The 3,313-nt window shown below is 70.9% G+C and carries 2 protein-coding genes; both read right to left on the bottom strand.

The window, feature by feature from the left end:
• A partial coding sequence (scpA, locus tag ABTZ89_RS37295; protein ID WP_351053893.1) for a methylmalonyl-CoA mutase occupies positions 1–1,968 on the bottom strand: 1,968 nt, incomplete at its 3' end.
• Positions 1,965–3,313, bottom strand: a 1,349-nt coding sequence (locus ABTZ89_RS37290; RefSeq protein WP_351053890.1) for a methylmalonyl-CoA mutase family protein, incomplete at its 5' end; no start/stop codon positions are given. The genes scpA and ABTZ89_RS37290, both read right to left, overlap by 4 nt.

Here is a 3,313-nt window from a genome sequence, read left to right as displayed (position 1 = left end):
GGTGTGCACCACGTCGAAGCGCCCAGATCGGATCACCTCGCGAAGTTTGAACAGCGGGCCCACGTCCACGTCGAAGCCGAGGTCGGCGAAGGCGGTGGCGATCACCTTCTGGCCGCGGTCGTGGCCGTCCTGGCCCATCTTGGCGACCAGGATGCGCGGGCGGCGGCCTTCGGCCTCGGCGAAGTCCTCGACCTGCCGGCGCGCGGTCTCCAGCTGCTCCGACGGCCCCGATTCGTCCCGGTACACGCCGGCGATCGTACGGATCTGGCCGGAGTGGCGGCCGAACACCTTCTCCAGCGCGTCGGAGATCTCGCCGACGGTGGCCTTCGCCCGGGCCGCGTCCACGGCCAGCGACAGCAGGTTGTGCGCGAGGTCGTTCGGGCGGTCGTCGGACATCGACGCCTCGGCCGCCGCGGTCAACCGCCGCAGCGCGTCCTCGCACTCCTGGCTGTCGCGTTCTTCCCGCAGCCGCCGCAACTTCTCCAGCTGCTGGGCGCGGACTCCGGCGTTGTCGACCTTGAGCACGTCGATCTGCTCGTCGCCGTCGTAGCGGTACTTGTTGACGCCGATCAGCGGCTGGCGGCCGGAGTCGATGCGGGCCTGGGTGCGGGCGGCGGCCTCCTCGATGCGCAGCTTCGGGATGCCCGCGTCGATGGCCTGGGCCATGCCGCCGGCGTCCTCGACCTCGGTGATGTGCGCCCACGCGCGTTCGGCGAGGTCCTGGGTGAGCCGTTCCAGGTAGTAGCTGCCGCCCCACGGGTCGATCACCCGCGTGGTGCCGGACTCCTGCTGCAGCACCAGCTGCGTGTTGCGGGCGATGCGCGCGGAGAAGTCGGTGGGCAGCGCCAGCGCCTCGTCGAGCGCGTTGGTGTGCAGCGACTGGGTGTGGCCCTGGGTGGCGGCCATCGCCTCGACGCAGGTGCGCACCACGTTGTTGTAGACGTCCTGGGCGGTCAGCGACCAGCCGGAGGTCTGCGAATGGGTGCGCAGCGACAGCGATTTCGGGTTCTGCGGGTCGAACTGCTTGACCAGCTTCGCCCACAGCAGCCGCGCCGCGCGCAGTTTGGCGACCTCCATCGCGAAGTTCATCCCGATGCCCCAGAAGAACGACAGCCGGGGCGCGAACGCGTCGGTGTCCAGCCCGGCCTGCCGCCCGGCGCGCAGGTACTCGACACCGTCGGCGAGGGTGTAGGCCAGCTCCAGGTCGGCGGTCGCCCCGGCCTCCTGGATGTGGTAGCCGGAGATCGAGATGGAGTTGAACTTCGGCATCCGCTGCGAGGTGTAGGCGAAGATGTCGGAGATGATCCGCATCGACGGCTGCGGCGGGTAGATGTAGGTGTTGCGGACCATGAACTCCTTGAGGATGTCGTTCTGGATGGTCCCGGCCAGCTTCTCCGGCGCGACGCCCTGCTCCTCGGCGGCGACGATGTAGAGCGCCATCACCGGCAGCACCGCGCCGTTCATGGTCATCGACACGCTCATCCGGTCCAGCGGGATGCCGTCGAAGAGCTGCCGCATGTCGTAGATCGAGTCGATGGCCACCCCGGCCATGCCGACGTCACCGGCCACGCGCGGGTGGTCGGAGTCGTAGCCGCGGTGGGTGGCCAGGTCGAAGGCCACCGACAGGCCCTTCTGCCCGGCGGCGAGGTTGCGGCGGTAGAAGGCGTTGGACTCCTCGGCGGTGGAGAACCCGGCGTACTGCCGGACGGTCCACGGCTGGTTGACGTACATCGTCGGGTAGGGGCCGCGCAGGAACGGCGCCAGACCGGGATAGGTGTGCAGGAAGTCCAAGCCCTCGGTGTCGGACGAGGTGTAGAGCGGTTTGACGCCGATGCCCTCGGGCGCCTCCCACACCAGCGCGTCGGACTCCTTGCCGGTGGCGGCGAGCAGTTCTTCCTGCCAGCGCTGGGGGTCTGCGGGCTGCGGCGCGTCCAGCGGGATGTCGGCGAAGTTCGGGATCTGCGTCATCGTCGGACTCCCAACTGGTCGTGGACGTCGGTGAGGACGGCCAGCGCATCGCACCCGGCGAAGACGAACCCGTCCACCCCGGCCAGGTCGCTCGGCTTGCCGGCCAGCAGCACGTGCTGGGCCCCGGCCCGCTTCAGCGCTTCAGCTGTTTCCGCCGCGCGTTCGGCGTAAACCTTGTCGTTGGAGCACAAGCACACCACCGCGGCTCCGTCGTAGGCCTCGACGATGTCCTCAGTGGACTCGGTGGGGCCTGCTTCGGTGCAGTCGATGCCGCCTGCGGCGAAGAGGTTCCGCGCGAACGAGGCGCGCGCGTTGTAGGCCGCCAGCGGGCCGAGCGTCGCGAGGAACACCGCCGGTCGCGTGGGCTGCGCGTCGGCGGCGTCGCGCAGGCGCTCGAAGTCCTCGGCGTAGCGGTGGACGGGGAGGCCGCCCACGGGCTGTTCGGGAGCGGGTTCGCGCTCCAACGACGGCTCGTCGAGGTTCGGGAACTCGCTGACACCGGTGATCGCGTCCTCGCGGTGGGCGATCGCGGTGCGGCGCTGCTCCCAGGTGGCGGCCAGCTCGTCGCCGATCAGGCCGGACTCCAGCGCGGCGGGCAACCCGCCGGCGGCCTCGATCCGCTGGAACCAGGACCAGGCCGACTTCGCCAGCTCATCGGTCAGCGACTCGACGTAGTAGGAGCCGCCCGCCGGGTCGATGACCTGCGCGAGGTGCGATTCCTCCAGCAGCAGCGACTGGGTGTTGCGGGCGATGCGCCGGGAGAAGTCGTCCGGCAGGCCGATCGCGGCGTCGAACGGCAGCGTGGTCACCGCCTGCGCCCCGCCGATCCCGGCGGCGAAGGACGCGATCGTGGTGCGCAGCATGTTCACCCACGGGTCGCGGCGGGTGAGCATCGCTTCGGAGGTCACCGCGTGCTGCGCCTGGCCCCGCGCGTGCTCGGACGCGCCGCTGGAGCGGGTCACCTGCTCCCACAGGCGCCGCGCGGCGCGCAGCTTGGCGATGGTGAGGAACTGGTCGGCGGTGGCGGCGTAGCGGAACTCCAGCAGCCCGGCGGCCGCGTCGACGTCCAGCCCGGCTTCGGTCAGCCACCGTAGGTAGGTGGTCGCGGCGGCCAGCGAGCAGCCGAGCTCCTGCGCGTCCGAGCCGCCCGCTTCGTGGTACGGCAGACCGTCCACGACCAGCGCCTTGAGCTCCGGGAACGCCGTGCAGCGCTCGGCGAGCGCGACCGCGGCCTCCCGGTCCCCGGGCTCACCGGTCCTGGCCTGCCAGCCCAGCGGGTCGGCGCCGAGGCCCGTACGATCGGCGAGCAGTACCGGGACGGCACGCCGGTGATCATGAACCTGAC

The sequence above is a fragment of the Saccharopolyspora sp. NPDC002686 genome (assembly GCF_040295745.1).
Lineage (GTDB): Bacteria > Actinomycetota > Actinomycetes > Mycobacteriales > Pseudonocardiaceae > Saccharopolyspora > Saccharopolyspora oryzae.
Note: the sequence above shows the minus strand (reverse complement) of the source record. Positions and strands in the feature narration are given on the sequence as shown.